At 60.9% G+C, this 20802-nt stretch carries 20 protein-coding genes and 1 tRNA gene; 9 read left to right on the top strand and 12 right to left on the bottom strand.

All coding sequences use genetic code 11. The features are described from left to right. Positions 1–66: 66 nt before the first annotated feature. Positions 67–873, bottom strand: a complete 807-nt coding sequence (locus ACW9IB_RS26885; RefSeq protein ID WP_457416236.1) for a c-type cytochrome — start codon at positions 871–873, stop codon at positions 67–69. Positions 874–1536: 663 nt separating this feature from the next. Here ACW9IB_RS26885 and ACW9IB_RS26880 point away from each other — a divergent pair. The 3 genes from ACW9IB_RS26880 to ACW9IB_RS26870 all read left to right on the top strand — a co-directional run bounded on the left by ACW9IB_RS26880 (position 1537) and on the right by ACW9IB_RS26870 (position 5858). Further along, positions 1537–2742 carry an acetyl-CoA C-acetyltransferase gene (locus ACW9IB_RS26880; protein ID WP_457416233.1) on the top strand — a complete coding sequence of 402 codons (1206 nt, stop codon included), beginning with the start codon at positions 1537–1539 and terminating at the stop codon, positions 2740–2742. A 16-nt stretch (positions 2743–2758) separates the two neighbouring features. Next, on the top strand, positions 2759–4906 hold the full coding sequence (locus ACW9IB_RS26875; RefSeq protein WP_457416230.1) for a 3-hydroxyacyl-CoA dehydrogenase NAD-binding domain-containing protein: 2148 nt from the start codon (positions 2759–2761) through the stop codon (positions 4904–4906). Between the two features lie 226 nt (positions 4907–5132). Further along, the gene (locus ACW9IB_RS26870; RefSeq protein WP_457365229.1) at positions 5133–5858 is read left to right on the top strand and encodes an amidotransferase; all 726 of its coding nucleotides are present in this window, start codon (positions 5133–5135) and stop codon (positions 5856–5858) included. Here ACW9IB_RS26870 and ACW9IB_RS26865 read toward each other — a convergent pair. The 3 genes from ACW9IB_RS26865 to ACW9IB_RS26855 all read right to left on the bottom strand — a co-directional run bounded on the left by ACW9IB_RS26865 (position 5855) and on the right by ACW9IB_RS26855 (position 8606). Then, the gene (locus ACW9IB_RS26865; RefSeq protein ID WP_457365230.1) at positions 5855–6826 is read right to left on the bottom strand and encodes a magnesium and cobalt transport protein CorA; all 972 of its coding nucleotides are present in this window, start codon (positions 6824–6826) and stop codon (positions 5855–5857) included. The two genes, ACW9IB_RS26870 and ACW9IB_RS26865, sit on opposite strands and share 4 nt — an antisense overlap. A gap of 129 nt (positions 6827–6955) precedes the next feature. Then, positions 6956–7699 carry a lysophospholipid acyltransferase family protein gene (locus tag ACW9IB_RS26860; RefSeq protein ID WP_457416227.1) on the bottom strand — a complete coding sequence of 248 codons (744 nt, stop codon included), beginning with the start codon at positions 7697–7699 and terminating at the stop codon, positions 6956–6958. A gap of 214 nt (positions 7700–7913) precedes the next feature. Beyond that, positions 7914–8606 carry a crotonase/enoyl-CoA hydratase family protein gene (locus ACW9IB_RS26855; protein WP_457365231.1) on the bottom strand — a complete coding sequence of 231 codons (693 nt, stop codon included), beginning with the start codon at positions 8604–8606 and terminating at the stop codon, positions 7914–7916. A 319-nt stretch (positions 8607–8925) separates the two neighbouring features. Between ACW9IB_RS26855 and ACW9IB_RS26850 the strand changes: the two genes are divergently transcribed. Together ACW9IB_RS26850 and ACW9IB_RS26845 are read left to right on the top strand one after the other, a co-directional pair. Further along, positions 8926–9015 (top strand) — tRNA-Ser (locus ACW9IB_RS26850). Positions 9016–9269: 254 nt separating this feature from the next. Continuing rightward, positions 9270–9734, top strand: coding sequence for a RidA family protein (locus ACW9IB_RS26845; RefSeq protein WP_457416224.1), 465 nt, complete (start codon positions 9270–9272; stop codon positions 9732–9734). Positions 9735–9759: 25 nt separating this feature from the next. Here the strand turns inward: ACW9IB_RS26845 and ACW9IB_RS26840 are convergent, their stop codons facing one another. The 4 genes from ACW9IB_RS26840 to ACW9IB_RS26825 form a co-directional block, all read right to left on the bottom strand. Then, entirely contained in the window at positions 9760–10113 is a 354-nt protein-coding gene (locus ACW9IB_RS26840) for a gamma-glutamylcyclotransferase family protein (RefSeq protein ID WP_457416221.1), read from the bottom strand. A gap of 16 nt (positions 10114–10129) precedes the next feature. After that, positions 10130–10789, bottom strand: a complete 660-nt coding sequence (locus tag ACW9IB_RS26835; protein WP_457365234.1) for a M24 family metallopeptidase — start codon at positions 10787–10789, stop codon at positions 10130–10132. A gap of 134 nt (positions 10790–10923) precedes the next feature. After that, on the bottom strand, positions 10924–11502 hold the full coding sequence (locus tag ACW9IB_RS26830; protein WP_457365235.1) for a DUF4337 domain-containing protein: 579 nt from the start codon (positions 11500–11502) through the stop codon (positions 10924–10926). 54 nt (positions 11503–11556) lie between these two features. Further along, positions 11557–12441 carry a LysR family transcriptional regulator gene (locus ACW9IB_RS26825; RefSeq protein ID WP_457416219.1) on the bottom strand — a complete coding sequence of 295 codons (885 nt, stop codon included), beginning with the start codon at positions 12439–12441 and terminating at the stop codon, positions 11557–11559. A gap of 97 nt (positions 12442–12538) precedes the next feature. Here ACW9IB_RS26825 and ACW9IB_RS26820 point away from each other — a divergent pair, with 97 nt between their 5' ends. Beyond that, positions 12539–13507, top strand: a complete 969-nt coding sequence (locus ACW9IB_RS26820; RefSeq protein WP_457416216.1) for an NAD-dependent epimerase/dehydratase family protein — start codon at positions 12539–12541, stop codon at positions 13505–13507. A gap of 22 nt (positions 13508–13529) precedes the next feature. On the opposite strand, the gene ACW9IB_RS26815 is transcribed toward ACW9IB_RS26820, so the two are convergent. Then, on the bottom strand, positions 13530–14426 hold the full coding sequence (locus ACW9IB_RS26815; RefSeq protein WP_457416213.1) for a LysR substrate-binding domain-containing protein: 897 nt from the start codon (positions 14424–14426) through the stop codon (positions 13530–13532). 97 nt (positions 14427–14523) lie between these two features. Between ACW9IB_RS26815 and ACW9IB_RS26810 the strand changes: the two genes are divergently transcribed. After that, positions 14524–15372: an oxidoreductase gene (locus ACW9IB_RS26810; RefSeq protein WP_457416210.1), complete on the top strand. Its 849-nt coding sequence runs from the start codon at positions 14524–14526 to the stop codon at positions 15370–15372. A gap of 105 nt (positions 15373–15477) precedes the next feature. Further along, positions 15478–16167 carry an HAD-IA family hydrolase gene (locus tag ACW9IB_RS26805; protein ID WP_457416208.1) on the top strand — a complete coding sequence of 230 codons (690 nt, stop codon included), beginning with the start codon at positions 15478–15480 and terminating at the stop codon, positions 16165–16167. Positions 16168–16204: 37 nt separating this feature from the next. Here ACW9IB_RS26805 and ACW9IB_RS26800 read toward each other — a convergent pair whose 3' ends face one another. Next, on the bottom strand, positions 16205–16951 hold the full coding sequence (locus ACW9IB_RS26800; protein ID WP_457416205.1) for a 3-oxoacyl-ACP reductase family protein: 747 nt from the start codon (positions 16949–16951) through the stop codon (positions 16205–16207). Between the two features lie 127 nt (positions 16952–17078). Between ACW9IB_RS26800 and ACW9IB_RS26795 the strand changes: the two genes are divergently transcribed. After that, complete coding sequence (locus tag ACW9IB_RS26795; RefSeq protein ID WP_457365242.1) at positions 17079–18002, top strand: LysR family transcriptional regulator; 924 nt, start codon at positions 17079–17081, stop codon at positions 18000–18002. 137 nt (positions 18003–18139) lie between these two features. Here ACW9IB_RS26795 and ACW9IB_RS26790 read toward each other — a convergent pair whose 3' ends face one another. Then, positions 18140–18868, bottom strand: a complete 729-nt coding sequence (locus tag ACW9IB_RS26790; protein WP_457365243.1) for an aspartate/glutamate racemase family protein — start codon at positions 18866–18868, stop codon at positions 18140–18142. 13 nt (positions 18869–18881) lie between these two features. Then, positions 18882–20414, bottom strand: coding sequence for an NCS1 family nucleobase:cation symporter-1 (locus ACW9IB_RS26785; RefSeq protein ID WP_457416201.1), 1533 nt, complete (start codon positions 20412–20414; stop codon positions 18882–18884). Between the last annotated feature and the right edge of the window lie 388 nt (positions 20415–20802).

Below are 20802 nucleotides of genomic sequence, written 5' to 3'. Positions count from 1 at the left end.
AAAATGTTCCAACTGAACCACTGCATTCGCGAGCAAGCCCGCTCCCACAAGGAGGTTGTGCTGGGTTCAGGGTTGCTGCTTGCGCCCCGCCATATGCTTCAAATACCCCACCAGCAACTCCAGCTCGCTGTCCGGCAACACGCTGGTTGCGAACGCCGGCATCTTCGCCTGCGGCCAATGCCTCAGGCTCTGCGGGTCGCGGATATAGCGCTTGAGGAAATCACCGCCGAAATATTCGGTGGGGTTGTAGGGAATATTCAGGTCCGGCCCCACCTGGGCATCACCGGCCCCATTGAGGCGGTGGCAGGCCAGGCAGTTTTTCTGGAACAGTGCGAAGCCCTGATTGATCGGGTCATTGGCTGGCAGTTTCGGGTCGGGCAATAACGCGGGGAAACGCTCGGCCACGGTCTTCAATTGCTTGATCACTGACAGCTGAAATGGCCACTGCTCCGGACTGATAGCCCCTGCCTGCGGATCGGTCCACACCAGGTAAAACGGCCCGGCGCTCGGTTTGCCCGGCGCCAGTGCAGGCCACGGCTGGGCCGGGTCTTCCACCGCCAGCCAAGCCCGGGCCCCGGAGGTCTGCAGCAACGGCGCGGCGGCGAGTTCAGCGGCGAATCCATCGAGGGCCACGGCTTGCAGATGATCGTTCGGCTGCAAGCCCGGCAAGAGCGCCGCCAGCGGCACGGCGCGATAAGTCATGGTGCGCTTGTAGGAAACGTCATCGATGATCTGCACCGTCTGCGCGTCCGCACGCTTGAGCAGGTCGGCGGTCTGCCAAGTCGTGCTGGCGTGGTCGAGCTCGAGGGTCAAGGAGGCTGCCGAGGCGGGCAGGGCGATGAACAGCGCGAGAAGGGCGAGGATCGATTTCAATGGGAAAGCCCGATGGCAAGGTGGCAATGGGGCCCACGATACCGGAAATTCACGCGCAAAAAGACAGCCCCTGCAACAGGACCGCTATACGCAATGCCCTGGCAGGTGCTGCCAAACGCTGCCGTCCTGATGCAATGAATGCACGGAATGTGAGGACTGAGAGGTCACCCGATAACCTTGGTTAAATTGGGCAAGATCAGAATCAGTGTGGTGGCGAACAGAATGAGTCCCGCCTGACGAACTTTCGTATGCTTGAACATGGCTGACTGCCTTTTGTTGTTATTCCTGAGCGTCAAATGCGTGCCGGTTTATTTCAGTATCGCGAGGTGACGTTGCACTTTTCTTACGGCTGTTTCTTACGGCTGCTCCAGCAAAACCCGGCAGCAGCTCCTTACAGATTCAACCTTAGAGCCCTCGTTCTTCGCGGCTTAGATCCATTTCATATCAGCTAGTCAGAATTTGCGCTAAAAACGGCATGAGGCCTATCGCCATCTTGGCGCCAGCCCCTTGGCTAGACAGCTAAAACGATTAACCTCGGGTTTCCCGTAGGGACCTACCGTTCGTCCGAGCGTGGGGGTCAAAAGCAATGAGCGCATCCGTCATTGAAACCGTGTCAATCGGGCCTAAGGTAAGGGCACACCTGCACAGCGGTTCGAGGACGTCATGACCCAAGCTTTGATCTTTGATGCGATACGTACGCCCCGGGGCAAAGGCAAGGCCGACGGTGCCTTGCACAGCGTCAAGCCGGTCGACCTGGTGGCCGGTTTGCTTACCGCGCTGGCCCGGCGCAACGACCTCGATACCCATCAGGTGGATGACATCGTGCTGGGCTGCGTGACCCCCATCGGCGACCAGGGCGCCGACATCGCCAAGACTGCCGCTTTGGTGGCCGACTGGGACATCAGCGTCGCCGGCGTGCAGGTCAATCGCTTCTGCGCTTCCGGGTTGGAGGCGGTCAATCTGGGCGCCATGAAGGTACGCTCCGGCTTCGAAGACCTGGTGGTGGTGGGCGGTGTCGAGTCGATGTCCCGCGTGCCCATGGGCAGTGACGGCGGGGCTTGGGTGCTCGACCCCCACACCAACCTGCACACTCATTTCACGCCCCAGGGGATCGGCGCAGACCTGATCGCCACCCTGGAAGGCTTCAGCCGTGCAGACGTCGACGCCTTCGCCCTGCATTCCCAGCAGAAAGCGGCCAGGGCGCGCGCGCACGGTTCCTTCGACAAGTCACTGATCGCGGTGAAGGACCAGAACGGCATTGTGCTGTTGGACCATGACGAGTTCATTCGAGGCGACTCCACTCTCGAAGGCCTCGGCAAACTCAAGCCGAGCTTTGAAATGATCGGGCAGATGGGCTTCGACGCCACGGCGCTGCGAGTCTATAGCCATGTGGAGCGCATCGACCATGTGCATACGCCGGGCAACAGCTCCGGCATCGTCGACGGTGCTGCGTTGATGCTGATCGGCTCCGAGCCCAAAGGCCGCGAATTGGGCCTGCGACCTCGGGCGCGTGTGGTCGCCACGGCGGTGACCAGCACCGACCCGACCATCATGCTCACCGGGCCGGCGCCCGCCACGCGCAAGGCGTTGGCCAAGGCCGGTTTGCGTGTGGAAGACATCGACCTGTTCGAAGTCAACGAAGCCTTTGCCTCGGTGGTACTCAAGTTCATCAAGGACATGGGCATCGACGCGGCGCGGGTCAATGTCAACGGCGGCTCCATCGCCATGGGCCATCCTTTGGGCGCCACTGGCTGCGCGATCCTCGGCACCTTGCTCGATGAGCTGGAACTGCGCCAGCAGCGCTACGGCCTGGCCACCCTGTGTGTCGGTGGTGGCATGGGCATCGCTACCATTATTGAACGTCTCTGAGCCCAAGGAAGCTGTCATGACCGACGCCATTCGTTACGAAAAAGGCCAGGACCAGATCGTGGTGCTGACCCTCGATATGCCAGGCCAGAGCGCCAACACCATGAACGGCGCGTACCGCGAGGCCATGGCGGCCACGCTCATGCGGCTGGAAGCCGAGAAGGAGGGCATCGCCGGGGTGGTGATCACCTCGGCCAAGAAGACCTTCTTTGCCGGTGGCGACCTCAATGAACTGATCAAGGTCGACAAGGCCCGTGCCCAGGCGTTCTACGACGGCGTCGGGATATTGAAAGCGCAGCTGCGTCGCCTGGAAACCCTCGGCAAACCGGTGGTGGCCGCGATCAACGGCGCGGCGCTGGGAGGCGGTTGGGAGATTTGCCTGGCCTGCCATCATCGGGTGGCGCTGGATGACAAGTCGGTGCAACTGGGCTTGCCGGAAGTCACCCTGGGCCTGCTGCCGGGCGGCGGCGGGGTGGTGCGCATGGTACGCATGCTGGGGCTGGAAAAGGCGTTGCCGTACCTGCTGGAAGGCAAGAAGGTTCGCCCGCAACAGGCGCTGCAGGCCGGTTTGATTGATGAGCTGGCGGCGGATCGGGACGAATTGCTGGCTAAGTCCCGAGCCTGGATTCTGGCCAACCCAGAAGTTAAACAGCCATGGGACAACAAGGGCTTTCAGCTCCCGGGCGGCACGCCGTCCAACCCGAAAGTGGCGCAGATGCTCGCCATAGCCCCGTCGATTCTGCGCAGCAAGACCCAGGGTTGCTTCCCTGCTCCGGAGAAGATTTTGTGCGCCGCCGTCGAAGGTGCCCAGGTGGATTTCGACACCGCACACCTGATCGAAACCCGCTATTTCACCGAGCTCGTCACCGGCCAGGTGGCGAAAAACATGATCGGTACCTTCTGGTTCCAGCTTAATGATATCAACGCCGGCCGCTCGCGCCCCCGGGGGTTTGCGCCTTATGTGACGCGCAAAGTGGGTGTACTCGGCGCGGGAATGATGGGCGCCGGTATCGCCTATGTCAGCGCCTGCGCAGGCATTGAGGTGGTGCTCAAAGACATCGACCTGGCGGCTGCCGAAAAGGGCAAGGCACATTCGGCGGCGTTGCTGGGCAAAAAAGTCGGGCGTGGGCAATTGACCGTCGAGCAGCGGGAAATCACCCTGGCGCGGATCCGTCCTACGGCCTCCGATGCTGATCTGGCCGGCTGTGACCTGATCATCGAAGCGGTGTTTGAGAACCGTGAACTGAAAGCCACCGTCTCCGCCGCCGCCCAAGGGGTGGTCGGCCCCGACGCGGTGATCGCTTCCAACACCTCGACCTTGCCCATCAGTGGCTTGGCCACCGCCGTGCCTGACCAAAGCAAGTTTATCGGCCTGCATTTCTTCAGCCCCGTGGACAAGATGCCGTTGGTGGAAATCATCAAGGGTGCTCGCACCAGCGATGAAACCCTGGCTCGAGGTTTTGATTTCGTACTGCAAATCAAGAAAACCCCGATTGTGGTCAATGACAGTCGCGGCTTCTTCACCTCACGGGTGTTCGGCACGTTCACCAGCGAAGGCATCGCCATGCTCGGCGAAGGCGTGGCGGCGCCGCTGATTGAAACCGAAGCACGCAAGGCCGGCATGCCGGTGGGGCCGCTGGCGGTGTCCGATGAAGTGTCCCTCACCCTGATGAGCCATATCCGACAGCAGACAGCGAAAGACCTGCAAGCCGAAGGCAAGGCGATGCCGGCGCATCCGGCCACGCGGGTGATCGAGTTGTTGGTCAACGAGTACAAACGCACGGGCAAAGCGGTGGGCGGCGGTTTTTATGATTATCCCGCCAGTGGGCACAAACACCTGTGGCCCGAGTTGAAAACCCGCTTCCAGCAGGCGGAAAAGCAGATTTCGCCGCAGGATGTGCGCGACCGGCTGCTGTTTATCCAGGCCATCGAGACCGTGCGCTGCGTAGAAGAAGGCGTGCTGTTGTCCACGGCAGACGCCAACGTCGGTTCGATCTTTGGCATCGGTTTTGCCGCCTGGAGTGGTGGCGCATTGCAGTTCATCAACCAGTACGGCCTGGACGACTTCATCGCCCGCGCCCGCTACCTGGCCGAGCAGTATGGCGAGCGCTTTGCACCGCCGGCGTTGCTGTTGGAGAAGGCCGCGCAGGGCGAGATATTTACCTGATCGAATGATTGATGCAGACCCCATGTGGGAACGATCAGAGCAGAACTTGTGTGGGAGCGGGCTTGCCCGCGATGACGCTATATCAACCGACAAATACGTTGACTGATACACCGCTATCGCGGGCAAGCCCGCTCCCACATGAGGCGCTTGGCGGGCTTGCTTTGCAGGTGCATTTCAAGGCAGGCTTGGGTGTGCATTATTCCCATCACCGTGTCAGGTATTTTTTATGTCGCTACGCGTCTGCATTCTGGAAACCGATGTCCTGCGCCCGGAGTTGGTGGACCAATATCAGGGCTACGGGCAGATGTTCCAGCGTCTGTTTTCCCAGCAGCCGATTGCTGCCGAGTTCACCGTGTACAACGTGATGAACGGCGACTATCCCGCTGACGACCAGGTGTTCGACGCTTACCTGGTCACCGGCAGTAAAGCCGACTCTTTCGGCACCGACCCCTGGATCCAGACCCTCAAGACCTACCTCCTGAACCGCTACGAGCGTGGCGACAAGCTGCTGGGCATCTGCTTCGGCCACCAGTTGCTTGCGCTGTTGCTGGGCGGCAAGAGCGAGCGGGCGAGCCAGGGCTGGGGCGTGGGCATTCACAACTACCAGATGGCCGCCAAGGCGCCTTGGATGAGCCCGGTAGTGGAAGAACTGACGCTGTTGATCAGCCACCAGGACCAGGTCACCGCGCTGCCGGAAAACGCTACCGTCATCGCCTCCAGCGATTTTTGCCCGTTCGCCGCGTACCACATCAACGACCAGGTGCTGTGCTTCCAGGGCCACCCGGAGTTCATCCACGATTATTCACGCGCCTTGCTGGATATTCGCCAGGCGAACCTGGGCGAAAAAATCTACACCAGCGGCGTGGCCAGCCTCGCGCGTGACCACCACGGCGTGACCGTGGCGGAGTGGATGATGCGCTTCGTGGCACACAAGCCCGAGGCCACCGCTTAAAGCCAGCCCGAGCGCTTGAAGCTGGCCCACAGGCTGGTGCAGCCCACCGCGATAAGCCCGAGCACGGCAAAGTAACCGTAGTGCCATTGCAGCTCGGGCATGTTCTGAAAGTTCATCCCGTAAATCCCCGCCACAGCGGTGGGGAACGCCAGGATCGCTGCCCAGGCGGCGAACTTGCGTTGCACCACGCTCTGGCGCGATGCCTCCAGCAAGACGCCGATCTCGATGGTCTGGCTGGCGATATCGCGCAGGGTCGTGAGGTCTTCCATCTGCCGGGTGACGTGGATCTGCACATCCCGGAAATACGGGCGCATATTCTTGTCGATGAACGGGAAGCTCAGCTTCTGCAATTCCTGGCTGATCTCCACCATCGGCGCCACATGCCGTTTGAGCCGCAACACGTCGCGGCGCAGGCCGTGGAGGTTCTGGATATCACGCTCACTCAACGAGCTGCACAGCACGTTGCGCTCCAGTTCGTCGATTTCCGCATGGATCGCCTCGCTCACCGGCTGGTAGTTCTCGGTGACGAAATCCAGCAGCGCATAGAGCACGAAATCTTCCCCATGCTCCAGCAGCAGTGGTCGCGCCTCACAACGTTGGCGCACGTATTTGTAGGACGCCGAATGGCCGTTGCGCGCGGTGATGATGTAGCCGTTGCCGGCAAAGATATGGGTTTCGATAAACACCAGCTTGCCGTTCTCGCGCACCGGTGAATAAGTGACGATAAACAGCGCATCGCCGAAGGTCTCCAGCTTCGGTCGGCTGTGTTTTTCCAGGGCGTCTTCGATGGCCAGTTCATGCAGATTGAATTGGCGTTGCAGGTTGGCCAGTTCCTGGGCGTTGGGTTCTTCCAGGCCGATCCAGACAAAGTGGCCGGGTTTGGCGGCCCAGGCCGCGCCTTCGTCGAGAGTGATATCCGTGACTTTCTTGCCGGCGCTGTAAACGGCGGCCGCAACAACTCTACCCATGGTGCTGATCGCTTCTTGTTGGGAGGACAGATGTTGGGCAGCTTAGCCTGAGGCGAGTTCGATTGTTACAGCACTTGGCACTTGGGGTGAGCGAACTTGCTCGCGGAGGGGGGCGAAGCCCCCCAAACCTCAAGCCGTTCGCAACTCAGGATTGCCCTGAGCAATAGCGGCATCCATTTCTTCAATGCACGCCGCCATCTGCGCCTGACAAGCCTGCATCAACCGGGGAATGTCATCCACCGTCATCCCGGCAGTCGGAATGGGCGGCAACGAGCGTATGAGCACATCACCGCTGTTCCAGCGATTGAGCTGCATATGACTGACGTAGTTGCTGACGCACACTTGCACGATCGGCACGCCGGCGCTGATCGCCATATGGAACGCACCTTTCTTGAACGGCAGCAGGCCGTTGCCCAGGTTGCGCGTGCCTTCCGGGAACACCCAGATCGAGGTGTCCTCATGTTGCAAGGTTCGGGTGGTGGTGAGCATCGCGCGGCGCGCCTGGTGAGCGTTGCCGCGGTCGATCAGCACATTGCCGGCCAACCAGAACAACTGGCCAAAAAATGGTACCCATTTCAGGCTTTTCTTGGCGATGCACACCGTGCGATGGGGCACCACGGTGCCGAACACGAACAGGTCATAGTTGGACTGGTGGTTGGCGATGACCACGCAGGTGCCGGGTTTGTCGCGTAACGAATCGACATCGGCCTTCACCTTCAACCGCAGGATCCACATGGCCGGCACGGCATACAGGCGCGCGCACAAACGACTGTTGTCCGGGTTGAACGGCCGGCACAGGCCCAACAGCACGCCCAGTGCGCCCGCGACGATAAAGTGCAGGCCCATCAACAACATACGCAACAGAAACAGCATCGACACGGCCTATCGAGACAAAAGGTGGCGCAGTGTACGGATGTGCACTGTATTCGGCAATTGCCCCTGCGGACGTGGGAGATAGGCGATGTTTGAGTACATGTTTCAACCTGTGCCAAAAGGGGCAGGCTAGAGCGACCCGCTCGCTCTCAGGTTAATTTGTAAGAAAAAGCCCGACTCAAGGTCGGGCTCCGGCACTGCGCATGGTGGTGGCTTAGCTCAGGATGTGGCCCTGGTCCTGGATGATTGCGTCGTCCAGGGCTTCCAGCAGTGCTTTGCGTACTTTCAGTTTGGTGTGCTTGTGGGCGTTCATGTTCAGTTTCTTCAATTGACGTGCCGCTTCCAGGGCTGCCGCCTGCAATTCCTCCGGTGCCACCACCTTGTCGAGGAAACCCGCCTGTTGCGCGCTTTGCGGGTCGAACATCTCGGCATTGATCACCGAGCGATGGAACGCCGACTTGCGCAAACGATCCCGCGCCAACTCGATGCCCGCGTGGTGCATGGTCATGCCGATCGCCACTTCATTCAGGCCAATGCTGAACGGGCCCTCGACACCAATCCGGTAATCCGCCGACAACAGCAGGAACGCGCCCTTGGCCACCGCGTGCCCGGGGCAGGCCACAATCACCGGGAAGGGGTGCGACAACAGGCGCCGCGCCAGCGTCGAGCCGGATGTGACCAAGCCAATGGCTTCTTTGGGCCCGGCGGTCATCACTTTCAAATCGTAACCGCCCGACAGAATCCCCGGCGTCCCGGTGATGATCACCACCGCACGATCCTTCTCGGCCTGGTCCAGCGCTTCATTAAAGGCGCTGACCACCGCCGGGGAAATGGCATTCACCTTGCCGTTGCTCAAGGTCAGGGTCGCGATACCGTCTTCGAGGTGGTAGGCAATCAACTCACTCATGACGCGGTTCCTTGTAGGGTTTGTTATAGAGGGGCATACCCAAACGTTACCCACCCCGTCTGTCTCGGTAAAGCGCCGTGACTGACTGCTCAGTCAGACTTTTCCCGCACACTGACCCGCAAGCGCCCGTGGCAACGCGCAGCCACGGCCCCAGACACCTGCGCGCGATGCCCGAGAATGGCAGAATCACTGCCCCTTACGGGACCCTGCCTGGTATTACCGTCTAAGCGCATGAAAATTCTGAAAAAAACCTTTGCCATCAGCAAGGCTTTCGACTACATTAGCGCGCCTCGACAGACTGAACGGTTTGACGAGATACGGTGAAGTGTCCGAGTGGCTTAAGGAGCACGCCTGGAAAGTGTGTATACAAGAAATTGTATCGAGAGTTCGAATCTCTCCTTCACCGCCAAATTCGATGTAAACAAAACCCCTGGTTTCGAGAGAAACCAGGGGTTTTGTGGTTTTTGGCGTCTGAAAAACGGCCATATGGGGCAGAGCCCGGACAGATAAGTGATTTTTTCGCGCGAGAGGCTATCGTTGCGTCGAGCCCACCTCTGCGCGAACCCCGGCCTTTCACATCGGGGGCAGTATCAAGCGCATGACGATCACAGGCACCCCCCCTGTGGTCGTGACCATGCCCAGACCCTCGAAGGATAGATTTCCATGCAGTTCCTGAAACTTGTATGCGCGGCAATGACACTCATCGCGGCAGGAAGCGCCCATGCACAAAGCGCGAACTTCGCCAACCCTCCTGGCATCGCCAAGCCATTCGGTTACTCACATGTAGTGGTCGTCCCTGCCGGGCAGCGGACGGTCTTCGTTTCGGGGCAGTTGGGTTTTCTGCCGGACGGAAAGATGGCAGGCGCGCCGGGCGACTTCCGGGCGCAGGCTCATCAGGCCTTTCAGAACCTCAAGGTGGCCCTTGAGTCTGCGGGCGCCCAATGGGAGAGCGTGGTGAAAATCAACATGTACGTGACGGATGCCAGAACTCAGCTGCCTTTGCTGCGCGAGGTCCGCGACAGCTTCGTCAATACGGGCGCACCTCCGGCGAGTACTACGGTCGAAGTTTCCCGGTTAGTGGTCGAAGGGGCGTTGTTCGAGATCGATGCGGTGGCCGTTGTTCCTTGAGATTCATGCCGGAGAGTTTTTGTCTTCACGCCTGCACGTACACCCAGGCAGTCAGGCCCGAGGCCAGGGCGACCGAGACCCGTTTGTAGTCCGACACTTCATAGGCGTCCGCCGCTGCCAGTTCCTGCTCGGTGATCTGAAAGACCATGCCTTCAACGCTGCAGGCGTTGTCGGCGGTGGGGGCCACGATGGGATGATGGGTCTTGCCGCTGGTGGCCAACACTTCAGGGTCGGTGATCTCGACCCAGCTCTTCGAATAACCGAGCATTGCGTCGTGCTGGCCAGTGAGTTCGCGGCCAAAGTTAGCGAGTTGCACGGCCTTGTCCTGCAACGTGCCGTAGGAAAAAAGCAACACAGGATGATCGGTGGAGCGTTCCATTGATGGTCCTTAAAGGTCAGGCGAGCAAGTCTTCGTAGAAAGCGCCGTAGGGCTTGGTTGGGTGCGCGATCTGGATTTCCAGGATCCAAAGCCCGGCATTCGGGTAGTGCTCGAAATCCCCCAGGTCACCGCCGCGATGAATGGCGTGGGGAAAGTCGCTGACGCGGTGGCCCTTGATGTCGAGGTTCAACTGCCAGCCCATGGCCCGGGCCTGTTCTTCGGCGTAGCGGTACAGCTCGAGACCCACCATCCGGTCGTTTCTCCAGCGCGATTCCACCCGGTCGAACAGCGTTTTGGCGGCGTTGGCGCAGGCGATCATTTCCGGGTCGTTGCCGGTGCTGAACGTAGCGCCCGCATCGCCCTCATGGCCCTGCCAGACGGCGCCCATGTCGATGAAGAAAATATCGTTTTCACCCAACACCGGGTCGCCCTCGGAACGCTGGTTGAAGGCCTTGAGGGTGTTGCCACCGAAACGCACCAGCAACGGGTGCCAAATGCGCTGCATATCGAGGTCGGCGAGCACGTGCTTGCCCAGTTCACGGGCTTCGGATTCACGCATGCCGGGACGGATGCGCCGGGCGAGGTGATCGATGGCTTGCCAGGTCATGGCCTGGGCATGGCGCATGGCGTCGATGCTGTAGGCGGCGCCCACGGCTTCCTTGGGTTGTGCGGTCACCGGCGTTTCCTTGAGTTGGGCATGGGCTTCGTTATGCTTTTTACTATATAGCGAGGTGATGACCCAACCAAGGCAAAAAAGCGGTGTCCGACGACGTTTTCTGTCGAAAAAAACGGCAGGCCCCGGGCGTATGTCTAAAGATGCAACCAGGCAAGACTACCCAGCACCACCGCTGCCCCGCCGGCCGTATACGACAGGCGTTTCAACCATTCCCGCCGTGTCAGCAAGGTGATCGCCGCCAGCGAAATTGCGATCTGAATCGCCGTCATGGCCTGGGCCCAGCGGTGATGCTGGTGCAGTGCTTGTTCTGATTTTTCATCCCATTCCCTTGAGGTGGCCTCCAGCTTCTCGGCCTGTTTGCGCACGTCTTCCTTCTGGCTTTTGTAACGCTCGATCTCTGCCGTGTAATGCGCCGCATCCACGCCGGGAATGTGGGTAGCCAGTTCCGCCAGGTTCTGGCGGCTGGATTTGGCCTGGTAGTAATTCCACTGGTTGGCGGCTTCGGTCTTGAAGATGGCGGCGTTGTTCTTGTCCATCGCCGCTTCGCTTTCGGTGGAGCCGGCCTGATAGCTGAGCATGGCGCCGAGGGTGGCCATCAGGGCGGTCATCACGGCAATGCGACTGGCGAAATTGTCCCCACGGCCGTGGGCATGTTCGGTGGTGTGTTCGAGGTGTTTTTCGTGGGGGCTGGGGACTTCGAAGGTTTCGGACATAGGGCTGTCTGTGAACGGAATGAGGGCGTGTGATTGTTCACCACGCCAGCTGTCTCAATCCTGTACGTAACGCTGCAAACCCTCGACCAGCGCATCAAAAGTCACCCGGCAGCGCGGGCTTGTGCGCAGGTCTTCATGCATGGTGACCCAGGTGTCCAGCGCTATGGAGAAGCCTTGCGGCAGCACCCGCCGCAGACGCGGGTCGCGCTTGGCCAATTGCACCTGGCAGCCGCCGATCCCGGCGCCAGCGCGGATCAGTGCCAGTTGTGCCAGGTCGCTGTCACTGCTCAGGGCAAAGGCGCTGCGTTCGAAGCCTTTGATTGCCAGGCTGCGGATAAACGCATTTTCCTGATCGAAACCGATCACCGAGTGATGTGCCAGATCCTGCATCTGCTGGGGCGTGCCGTGTTGCTGCAGGTAGTCATCGCGGGCATGCAGGCCCACTTCGATCAAGCCCACGCGCCGCGCCAGCAGTTGTTCCTGGCGAGGGCGCACCATGCGCACGGCGATGTCGGCTTCCAGTTGCAACAGGTCGCTCAGGCGATTGGTCAGCACCAGTTCAACCTTGAGGAGCGGATGGGTTCGGCGCAGTTCGGTGAGGATCGGCGGCAACACTTCCACGCCGACCACCTCGCTGGCGGAAACTCGCACCACACCGCGCACGTCATCGCCTTGGGCCGAGGCGGCCCGTTCCAGAGCGGCCGCGGTGCGCGCCATGGTTTCGGCGTGGGGGCGCAGGGTGTGCGCCATCGCTGTCGGCAACAGGCCGGTGGGTGAACGGGTGAACAGCACCACGCCCAGCGCCGTCTCCAGCGCGGCAATATGCCGGCCGACCGTGGGCTGCGTGATGCCGAGCAACCGTGCGGCCCCCGACAACGATCCTTCCTCGAGTACACCGAGAAACGACCGATAAAGCTCCCATCCAATATTCGATGCCATGCATAAATGTATAGCGACTTAACAATCTTCGGCAATTTATCTATAGCGGCGCCCCGCACACACTGTCCTCCACAACACACAGTGGCGGGAGGCGGTGATGAGCAAAGTGCTGGTATTGGGTGCTACGGGAGGTATTGGCGGTGAAGTGGCGCGGCAGTTGAACGCGGCAGGCTGGGAGGTGTGTGCATTGACCCGCGACGTGGACAAGGCTCGTGGCCAGAATGCGGCGTTCACCTGGCTCAAGGGTGACGCACTGAACCGTGAAGACGTACTGACCGCCGCCCGTGGCTGCGTGGTGATCGTTCACGCCGTGAACCCGCCGGGTTATCGCAACTGGGCGCAACTGGTATTGCCGATGATCGATAACACCATCGCGGCCGCCATCGCCGAAGGCGCGACCATCGTGTTGCCTGGCACGGTTTACAACTACGGGCCGGATGCGTTTGCGAGGTTGCGCGAAGACTCGCCCCAGCATCCGCACACCCGCAAGGGCGCGATCCGTGTGCAACTGGAGCAGCGGTTGTTCGATGCGTCGCGGCAAGGTGCCCGGGTGCTGATCGTGCGGGCGGGGGATTTTTTCGGGGGCGGCGCGGCCAACAGCTGGTTTTCCCAGGGGCTGGTCAAGCCCGGCAAGCCGGTAGGCAGAATCAGTTATCCCGGCGCGCGGGGCATCGCACATCAGTGGGCCTACCTGCCCGATGTGGCGCGCACGATGCTTCAACTGCTGGAGCGTCGCGAAGCGCTGGCGCCGTTTGCACGGTTTCACATGGCCGGGCATGTGGATCACGACGGCCGCCAGATGGTCGAGGCGATACGTCGCATCGTGCTGCGCAGGACCGGCACCGAACCCCGCGCAGGCCTGTTTCCCTGGTGGTTGCTGAAGCTGGCTGCGCCCTTCGTCACCACCTTGCGTGAATTGCAGGAGATGCGTTACCTGTGGCAAACCCCGCTGTTGATGGACAATCGTCCATTGGTGCAGGCCCTGGGCCGCGAACCGCACACGCCGCTGGACGAGGCAGTGGAAGCGACGCTGATCGGCATGGGCAACTTGCCCCGGAGCGTTTGAACACAGGATCCGCGTTGGCGCCTCAAGCGCTCAGGGTTTCTTGCAGATAATCGATGAACACCCGCAGTTTTTTCGGCGTGTTGCTGCGATTGAAGTAATACAAGTACAGCGCGCTGTGGGTGATCCAGTCGCCCAAGACCTCCACCAACTCGCCGGATTGCAGATAGGGTTCGACACTGGAGCGCGCCACGTAGGCAAAGCCGAAGCCGTCGAGTGCGCCGCGGACCATCAGCTCGATATCGTTGGTGGCCAGCCGGCCCTTGACGGAAACGCGCAACGGCTTGCCGTCCTTTTCAAAGTCCCAGCGGTGCAGCAGGCCGGTCTGCGCGCTGCGGTAATTGACGCATTCATGTTCGAGCAAATCATGGGGATGGGTCGGTACTGTGCGGCCCTGCAAATAGCCCGGGGTGGCGACGATCACAAAGCGCAGTTGCCGGGCCACGGGGATCACCACCATGTCCTCGGCCAATACATGGTCATAGCGGATCCCCGCGTCAAAGCCCTGGGCAACGATGTCCACCAAGGCATTGTCGACCGCGACTTCCAGGTTGATCCCCGGATGCTTGCGCAGGAACCCCTGCAACATCGGCTGCAGCAGCATTCGGCTGGCGGTGGAGGGCACATTCAGGCGCAGGGTACCGCTGGCCTCGACCGTGGCAGCGGCGACGCTGCGCAAGCTGGTTTCCAGCTCTTCCAGCAGCGGGGTGATTTTTTCCAGCAACTGCGCACCGGCTTCGGTCAGGCTGACGCTACGGGTGGTGCGGTTGAGCAAACGCACGCCCAACTGCTTTTCCAGGGCACCGACGCGTTGGCTCACGGTCGAGACCGACAGGCTCACCGCATCGGCGGCCTGGGTGAAGCTCTTGGCGTGTGCCACCTGCTGGAACAGGCGTAATTGCTGAAAGTCAGGCGTGTCCATTGTGTGGTTTTTCCGAAAGGGTCTTCCGGATTATGCATCTTTTTAACAAGAAAGCCCGTGAGCATACTTTTTCCACACACACTCGCAAGGCTTACCCATGACCCATTCCACTGCAAAACCCGTTTGGTTCATCACCGGCTGTTCCACCGGTTTCGGGCGCCAGTTGGCGTCGTACACCTTGAGTCTGGGCTACCCAACCGTTGTGACGGCGCGTAACCCGCAGCAGGTTCAGGATATCGTCGCAGGCTTCGAGGACATTGCCCTGGTACAGGCGCTGGATGTGACCGATCCGGCTCAGATCGAAGCTGCAATAGCGGCGGCTCAGGCGCGTTTCGGGCAGATCGATGTGCTGGTCAACAATGCTGGCGTCGGCTACTTCGGTGCGTTCGAAGAAAGCCAGCTGGACGAAGTGCGCCGCATGTTCGAGATCAATGTCTGGGGCCTCAGCGCCATGACGCGAGGCGTATTGCCCGGCATGCGGGCGCGACGCTCGGGCACCGTGGTGAATATTTCTTCGGTCGGCGGTATTGCGGCATTTCCCGCGCTGAGTTTCTACAACGCCAGCAAGTTCGCGGTGGAGGCGTTGTCCGAAGCGCTGTCCCAGGAAGTCGCGCCGCTGGGCATCAAAGTGCTGCTGGTCGAGCCGGGGCCGTTTCGTACCGACTGGGCCGGGCGTTCGGCCAATGAGGCGGCGCACGCCATTGACGATTATCGTGAGACGGTGGTGGCACGTGCCAGTGCGGTGCGCAGTTACAGCGGCAAGCAGCCGGGTGATCCGGTGCGGGCGGCGATTGCCATCGTCAAGGCGGTGGAAGCGGAACAGCCGCCCCTGCGCCTGCTGTTGGGCAAGGCCGCCCTGGGTTTTGCACGGACCAAGGTCAAGGCGCTGAATGCGGATTTCGAAGCCTGGGCCGAGGTCACCGAAGGCGCGGATTTCCCGGAGTGAAGTCAAACGGGGAAGGCCGGGTTGTCCGCAATGGTTGCTTGCGGGCAACCCGGCCCGCTATTGTGCTGAATCCTTTTAGTCCTTCCCCCCAAAGGATCCGTTGTGATGAATGCACCGCGTACCGCCGGCCCGATCAAGGCCGTGATTTTCGATATGGACGGTTTGCTGCTGGACACAGAAGGCATCTACACAGAAGTCACGCAACTCATTGCCGAGCGCTATGGCCGCACCTATGACTGGGGGATCAAGCAGCACATCATCGGGCGCGGGGCCCAGGACCTGGCCGATTATGTGGTCAAGGCGCTGGACCTGCCGATCACGCCGGCCGAGTTCCTGGTGATCCGCGAGCCGCTGATGAGCGAGCGTTTTCCCAAGGCCCAGGGCATGCCCGGTGCCGAAGCGCTGGTGCGGCACTTGAAGGCGCACAATATTCCGATTGCGGTGGGCACCAGTTCGTCGCGCCATTCGTTCGGCCACAAGACGACCCTGCACCGCGAATGGTTTGGTCTGTTCGACACCATTGTTACCGCCGATGACCCGGAAGTCGGCGCCGCCAAGCCTGCACCCGATATCTTCCTCACCGCCGCCCGCCGCCTGGGCATTGCCCCCGAGGATTGCCTGGTGTTCGAGGATTCACCTTTCGGCGTCACCGCGGCGAAGGCCGCCCACATGACCGCCATCGCCGTGCCCGATGAAGCCATGGCCGACAGCAAGTACCACCACGCCGACCAGATCATCCGCACACTCGCGGACTTCGACCTGGCCGCCTACGGCCTGCCACCTTTCAAACACTGAGCGCGATCAAAATGTGGGAGCCGGCTCCCACATTGGGCTATGCGCTGAAGCCACCATCGATGGTCAAGCTCGCACCGGTGATGTAACCCGCTTCCGGGCCCGCCAGATAGGCGACAAAGCTGGCGATCTCTTCCACCTGACCATACCGTCCCACCGCCATCAAGCCGATCAGGCTCTCGGCAAAGTCACCGTTCGCCGGGTTCATGTCGGTGTCCACCGGCCCGGGCTGCACGTTATTGACAGTGATGCCCCGCGGTCCCAGATCCCGTGCCAGGCCTTTGGTCAGTCCCACCAGCGCCGATTTGCTCATGGCATACGGAGCGCCACCGCCAAAGGGCATGCGTTCGGCGTTGGTGCTGCCGATGTTGATCACCCGGCCGCCGTCGCCCATGTGTTTGGCCGCTTCCTGAGTCGCGATAAATACGCTGCGCACGTTGATCGCCAAGGTCTGGTCGAAGTCTTCCAGCTTGAAGTCTTCCAGCGGTGCGATGGCCAGCACGCCGGCATTGTTCACCAGGATGTCCAGGCGGCCAAAGGCTTCGACGGTGGCGGTGACGGCGTGGCGGATCGCTTCTGCGTCGGCACTGTCGGCCTTGATCGCCAAGGCTTTGCCGCCTTCGCTGATCACGCTGTTTTGCAAGTCTTCAGCCTTGGTGGTCGAGCTGACGTAGGTAAAGGCGACGGCTGCACCTTGCGCGGCGAGGCGCTTGACGATGGCGGCGCCGATGCCGCGGGAACCGCCTTGAATCAGGGCGACTTTGCCGGTGAGGTTGTGTGTGGTCATGTCGATCTCCTAGCGAGTTCAAGGCGGAATGCCTTGTTGTTGGAACCGAGTATCGACCTGGCCAGGCCCTCCCGGTAGACCGTGATTGCTATAGTCTGTGTAAACCAAAAGTTTAGAGTGAGGCGGTATGGAGAGCTTTGGCAGTATCGAATGCTTTGTGCGCAGCGCCGAAGGCGGCAGTTTTGCGGAGGCTGCGCGGCACCTGAGCCTTACGCCGGCGGCGGTCGGCAAAAGCGTCGCGAAGCTGGAGGCACGGCTGGGCGTTCGGCTGTTCCAGCGCAGTACACGGCGCCTGACCCTGACCGAAGCCGGCAAGCTGTTTCTCGAGGAGGTCAGCGGCAGCCTCATCACCATCCAGAATGCGGTGGCCAACCTGGCGAGCGCCGAAGGGCGCCCGGTGGGCACGCTCAAGGTCAGCATGGGCACGGTGTTTGGCAACCGCTACGTGGTGCCGCTGCTGGGGGCGTTCTTGCAGCGGTTCCCGGATATCAGCCCGGACTGGCATTTCGATAACCGCCAGGTCGACTTGATCGGGCAGGGCTTCGATGCCGCCATTGGCGGTGGCTTCGAACTGCCTCAAGGGGTGGTGGCGCGCAAGCTGGGGCCGGCGCACCGCGTGTTGGTCGCCGCGCCGGCTTATCTGGCGCAACGCCCGCCGGTGCAGGGGCCGGAAGACCTGGCGCGCTGCAGCGGCATCCTGATCCGCTCACCGCAAACCGGCCGCATCCGCTCCTGGCAACTGACCAGTCGCGAACGTGAACAACGCCCGCTGGTGCTCAAGCCCGGCATGACCATGAGTGACTCCGAAGCGGCCTGCTGCGCCAGCGCCCAGGGCCTGGGCATTGCGCTGGTGAGCATGCCGATGGCGGTGCCGTTTCTGGACAAAGGTGAATTGGTGCGGGTGTTGCCCGACTGGTACGTCGACGACGGCAACATTTCCCTTTATTACGCCGAACACAAGCTGCTGCCCGGCAAGACCCGGGCGTTCGTGGGGTTCATCATCGAGCAGTTTGCAGAGCAGCGATTGGGTGAGCGCTTCAGCGCGGTTTGAGCCGGGCTGTAGACCGAGGCGCGGCCATCGCAGGCAAGCCAGCTCCCACAGGAAAATGCGTTCAACTGTAGAGCCCCTGCAGGAAAGATGCGATCTCCTGTGGGAGCCGCGCTTGCCCGCGATGCAGGGGACTCGGTCTACCGGCCAAACTGCCCCGGCCAGCCGATGATCTTCTTCGGCCGCGGCGTCGCATAAGTGCGGATCTTGGATGTGGACAACCCCAGCCGCACCAGCGATTCGGCAATCGTCACCGCCGAGGTCACCCCGTCCACCACCGGGACACCGGTGCGCTGGCGAATCTGCTCATCGAGCCCGGCCATGCCACCGCAACCCAGGCAGATCACCTCGGCCTTGTCGTCGCGGATGGCCAGTTCGGCCTGGCGCACGATGGCTTCCATGGCGGCCAGCGGGTCCTCCTCCAGTTCCAGCACCGCCATGCCGCTGGCCCGCACCGAAGCGCAGCGCTGGTACAGGCCGGCGAGTTTCAGACGGTCTTCGATCAGGGGCACGGTGCGGTCCAGGGTGGTCACCACCGAGTAGGCGTGGCCCAGGAACATTGCGGTGCTGGCGGCGGCTTCGGTGATGTCCACCACCGGCACATTCAACAATTCCTGCAAGCCTTCGCGACCATGTTCGCCGTAGCCGGCCTGGATCACTGCGTCGAAGGGCTGGTCGTAGGCCATCACTCGGTCCATCACCGCGATGGCCGCCAGGTAGCTTTCGAAGTTGCCTTCCACCGATTCCGCACCGAAGGACGGGGTGAGCCCGACGATCTCGGTGCCCGGCGCGGCCACGGCCCGTGCCTGCTGAGCAATGGTTTCAGTGATGGATTCGGTGGTGTTGACGTTGACCACGAGGATACGCATGGGAGGTCCTTGATTAATGACTGACGTTATCGACTGCAATGCTCTCGCCGCTGACATCGGCGTAATACGGTTGGCGCTTGGCGATCAACAGGTACAGCAACCCTGCAATACCGGCGCCAAACATCCAGGAAAAAGGCGCGACGCTGGCGAACCCGGGCAACAGTGCCAGCAGGATCGCGATCACCGCTGCGGGAATGAATGCTGCCACGGCGCGTAGATTGACCCCACGGCTGTAGTAATAAACGCCATTCGGGTCTTCGCTGTACAACTGCAACACGTCCACGCGGCTTTTACGGATCAGCCAGTAATCGACCATGATCACGCCGTACAACGGGCCGAGCAGCGCGCCCAGGCCCGACAGGAAATACACGATCACCAATGGGCTGTTATAGAGGTTCCACGGTAGGATCAGCACCGCCACGGTGGCGCTGATCAATCCGGCGCGGCGGAAGTTCAGGTACTTGGGCGCCAGGTTGCTCAGCACAAAGGCCGGCGCGACGAAGTTGGCCATGATGTTCACCGCCACGGTGACGATCAGGAAGGCCAGGCAACCGAGCACGAGGAAGAAGGTATTGGGGATGGCTGCGATGATTTCGGTCGGGCTTTCGATGATCCGTCCGTTGAGCTGGAACTGCCCGCCGCACAGCAGCACGGTGATGGCGGCGAACACCAGGATATTCACCGGCAACCCCCAGAAGTTGCCGACGATGATGGTCTTGCGGCAGGGAGAAGAGCGGGCGAAATCGCAGAAATTGAGGATGAGCGTGCCGTAGATTGTCAGCCACAGCGCACCGCCGGCGAAAATATTGCGCCACATTTCGCCGCCGCTCAGCGGCTCGCGGATCGACCAGGCAATCTGGCCGCCCACCTGGAAGTACATCCAGCCGGCCAGCGCCGCCACGGTGAGCAAGATCACCGGCCCGGCGAAGGCTTCGTAGCGGCGCACCATTTCCATGCCGTAGGCCAGGATCACCAGTTGCACCAGCCAGATCACCACAAAACACGCCCAGCCCAGGGTCGACAGGCCGAGAATCGAGTTGTGGTCGTAGTCGGCGAACCCTGGATGAATCGCCGACAGCAGCACGCGGAAAACCACCGAGGCCAGGTAGGTCTGGATGCCGAACCAGGCAATCGCGATCACTGCACGGATCAACGCTGGAATCTGTGCGCCATGGATGCCGAAACTGATACGGCTGATCACCGGAAAGGGCACGCCGGTCTTTTGCCCCATGTACCCCGACAGGTTCATGAAGAAATACACCAGCGCCGCGCCGATTCCCAGGGACAACAGAATCTGCCAGCCGCCCAGCCCCAATGCATACAGGCCGATGGCAAACGAGTAATTGGCAATGTTGTGTACGTCGTTGGTCCACAGCGCAAAGATGCTGTAGCGCCCCCAGCGCCGGCCTTCGACCTTGGTAGGCGCCAGGTCGCGATTGTGCAGGCGCGGGCTGAGTACCAACGGGCCGGGGCTGCTGCTTGTGGTGGGGTTCAGGGAAGCGGAGGGCAGATCCAGTGCGATGTCGTTCGAGAGGCTTGTACGCATTCCGGCAGGCTCCAGAGCCTCTGCAGCAGAGCGGCAGAGGACAAAGTGTATGTAGGTTTTGTATTTATTGTATACAAAGCGTATTTCACCTTAAGCCACATGCGTGCCAGCTTTCGATCTATGAGAACCTCGGTTAATTTCGTTTTTATAGGTGATTTAAGTAACATGCTGAATTTAAAGCGATATAAATTGACCGTTTGAACAGTTATTTATTTTTGAGCGGTAGATGGGGAATTTGAAGCGGGGAAGGATAAGCGGCGTAGGTGTTACGTAATGGTGCGGTTGAATATGAATTGCACACATAAATGGCACCGATGGTTACATATCTGTGTACATTTTAACGTTCAACACAAAACAAAATGTGGGAGCGGGCTTGTGTGGGAGCCCA

Source organism: Pseudomonas sp. SDO524_S393 (genome assembly GCF_054071875.1).
The sequence above is the reverse complement of the archived record's forward strand: the minus strand, read 5'-3'. Positions and strand labels throughout refer to the sequence as shown.

What these genes read in the sequence shown, in the direction of transcription:
- ACW9IB_RS26880 (WP_457416233.1), top strand. Translation starts at nt 1,537, where the DNA reads ATGACCCAAGCTTTGATCTTTGATGCGATACGTACGCCCCGGGGCAAA.
- ACW9IB_RS26875 (WP_457416230.1), top strand. Translation starts at nt 2,759, where the DNA reads ATGACCGACGCCATTCGTTACGAAAAAGGCCAGGACCAGATCGTGGTG.
- ACW9IB_RS26870 (WP_457365229.1), top strand. Translation starts at nt 5,133, where the DNA reads ATGTCGCTACGCGTCTGCATTCTGGAAACCGATGTCCTGCGCCCGGAG.
- ACW9IB_RS26865 (WP_457365230.1), bottom strand. Translation starts at nt 6,826, where the DNA reads ATGGGTAGAGTTGTTGCGGCCGCCGTTTACAGCGCCGGCAAGAAAGTC.
- ACW9IB_RS26860 (WP_457416227.1), bottom strand. Translation starts at nt 7,699, where the DNA reads ATGCTGTTTCTGTTGCGTATGTTGTTGATGGGCCTGCACTTTATCGTC.
- ACW9IB_RS26855 (WP_457365231.1), bottom strand. Translation starts at nt 8,606, where the DNA reads ATGAGTGAGTTGATTGCCTACCACCTCGAAGACGGTATCGCGACCCTG.
- ACW9IB_RS26845 (WP_457416224.1), top strand. Translation starts at nt 9,270, where the DNA reads ATGCAGTTCCTGAAACTTGTATGCGCGGCAATGACACTCATCGCGGCA.
- ACW9IB_RS26840 (WP_457416221.1), bottom strand. Translation starts at nt 10,113, where the DNA reads ATGGAACGCTCCACCGATCATCCTGTGTTGCTTTTTTCCTACGGCACG.
- ACW9IB_RS26830 (WP_457365235.1), bottom strand. Translation starts at nt 11,502, where the DNA reads ATGTCCGAAACCTTCGAAGTCCCCAGCCCCCACGAAAAACACCTCGAA.
- ACW9IB_RS26825 (WP_457416219.1), bottom strand. Translation starts at nt 12,441, where the DNA reads ATGGCATCGAATATTGGATGGGAGCTTTATCGGTCGTTTCTCGGTGTA.
- ACW9IB_RS26820 (WP_457416216.1), top strand. Translation starts at nt 12,539, where the DNA reads ATGAGCAAAGTGCTGGTATTGGGTGCTACGGGAGGTATTGGCGGTGAA.
- ACW9IB_RS26815 (WP_457416213.1), bottom strand. Translation starts at nt 14,426, where the DNA reads ATGGACACGCCTGACTTTCAGCAATTACGCCTGTTCCAGCAGGTGGCA.
- ACW9IB_RS26810 (WP_457416210.1), top strand. Translation starts at nt 14,524, where the DNA reads ATGACCCATTCCACTGCAAAACCCGTTTGGTTCATCACCGGCTGTTCC.
- ACW9IB_RS26805 (WP_457416208.1), top strand. Translation starts at nt 15,478, where the DNA reads ATGAATGCACCGCGTACCGCCGGCCCGATCAAGGCCGTGATTTTCGAT.
- ACW9IB_RS26800 (WP_457416205.1), bottom strand. Translation starts at nt 16,951, where the DNA reads ATGACCACACACAACCTCACCGGCAAAGTCGCCCTGATTCAAGGCGGT.
- ACW9IB_RS26795 (WP_457365242.1), top strand. Translation starts at nt 17,079, where the DNA reads ATGGAGAGCTTTGGCAGTATCGAATGCTTTGTGCGCAGCGCCGAAGGC.
- ACW9IB_RS26790 (WP_457365243.1), bottom strand. Translation starts at nt 18,868, where the DNA reads ATGCGTATCCTCGTGGTCAACGTCAACACCACCGAATCCATCACTGAA.
- ACW9IB_RS26785 (WP_457416201.1), bottom strand. Translation starts at nt 20,414, where the DNA reads ATGCGTACAAGCCTCTCGAACGACATCGCACTGGATCTGCCCTCCGCT.